Source organism: Actinosynnema sp., assembly GCF_052038725.1.
Genome location: NZ_JBQGCX010000909.1, coordinates 1 through 1,522 on the forward strand (window position 1 = coordinate 1; position 1,522 = coordinate 1,522).

Annotated in this window: 2 protein-coding genes; both read left to right on the plus strand. The window is 73.3% G+C overall.

Features of this window, described 5'->3' with window-relative positions; all coding sequences use genetic code 11:
• Nucleotides 1-32 precede the first annotated feature (32 nt).
• Nucleotides 33-920: an aldo/keto reductase gene (locus ACTUAL_RS18850; protein WP_440901187.1), complete on the plus strand. Its 888-nt coding sequence runs from the start codon at nt 33-35 to the stop codon at nt 918-920.
• A gap of 268 nt (nt 921-1,188) precedes the next feature.
• A partial coding sequence (locus ACTUAL_RS18855; RefSeq protein ID WP_440901186.1) for an STAS domain-containing protein occupies nt 1,189-1,522 on the plus strand: 334 nt, incomplete at its 3' end.

Consider the following 1,522-nt stretch of genomic DNA (forward strand, 5'->3'; position numbering starts at 1 on the left):
GGGGCGGGTGGGGCGTTCCTAGCGTGGTCGGCATGGAGACCATCAAGCTCAACAACGGCGTCGAGATGCCCGCCCTCGGACTCGGGGTCTTCCAGTCCACGCCCGAGGAGACCACCGGAGCGGTCGCGGCGGCGCTGGAGGTCGGTTACCGGCACGTGGACACGGCGGCGGTCTACGGCAACGAGCGCGAGGTCGGGCGGGCGCTGCGGGAGTCCGGGCTGGCGCGGTCGGAGTACTTCGTCGAGACCAAGGTGTGGATCAACGACTACGGGCGGGGCGCGACGCGGCACGCGTTCGGCAAGAGCGCGGGCAAGCTCGGGCTCGACGTGATCGACCTGCTGATCCTGCACCAGCCGTTCCCGCACCGGTTCGACCTGACCGTCGAGGCGTACCGGGACCTGGAGGGGCTGCTCGCGGACGGGTCGGTGCGCGCGATCGGGGTCAGCAACTTCGCGCCCGAGCACCTGGAGCGGCTCGCCGCCGAGACCGGGGTGGTCCCTGCGGTGAACCAGGTGGAGCTGCACCCGTACTTCGCCCAGCCCGACGTGCAGGCCGCCGACGCGGAGCGCGGGATCGTGACGCAGGCGTGGTCGCCGATCGGCGGGATCACGTTCTACCCCGGCTGGGGCGGGCAGGACCGGGTGAACGTGATGGAGGACCCGGCGCTCACCGCGATCGCCGCCGAGCACGGGCGCACGCCCGCGCAGGTGATGCTGCGCTGGCACCTGCAGCGCGGGCGGTCGGTCATCCCGAAGTCGGTGAGGCCGCACCGGATCGCGGAGAACTTCGACGTCTTCGGGTTCGCGCTGTCCGAGGCCGAGCTGGCCGCGGTGGACGGGCTCGACCGGGGCGTGCGCGGCGGTCCGGACCCGGCGGGGTTCACGCTGGAGGAGTGGGGCTCGGAGATCCCCGAGGCGTAGCCGGACGGGGCGGGGCCGGACGGGACGGGGCTGGATGGTCCTCGCATCCGGGCGCGCCCACCGGGAGCGCGGCCCCGTCCACCGTCGGGGGCCGGGCGCGGCCCCGGGGTTCGGCGGCGCGGAGAGTGCCCCGGCGCGGCCCGCGCCGAACTGTGGCGCATATTACCCCTGAATGGAGCAGGGCTCGGAGCTCGTCCTCGCTGGTCAACGCGGGCTCGACCCGGGAGCCTCGGATGTTCGGATGAGCAGCGTTCGACGAGGAGGTCGGATGTCCGCCCAGGATGAGCAACCCGTGATCGTGCACGCCAGCGGGGACGTGGACGCGGTCAGCGCCCCCGGTTTCGAGCGTCAGCTGCGCACAGCGTTCACCGAGGCCGCCGACAAGGGCGGGCCGGTGGTGGTGGACCTGACCGAGGTGCGGTTCTTCGCCTCGGTGGGCATGTCGCTGCTGGTGGAGCACCACCGCCTCGGCGCGAGGCAGGGCACGCCGCTGCGCGTGGTCGCCCCGGCCAGGGCGATGGTGCGCGCCATGCGGGCGACGACCCTCGACCAGCTCCTCGACCTCTACCCGACCGTCCAGGAGGCGGTGGTCCCGGAGTCGC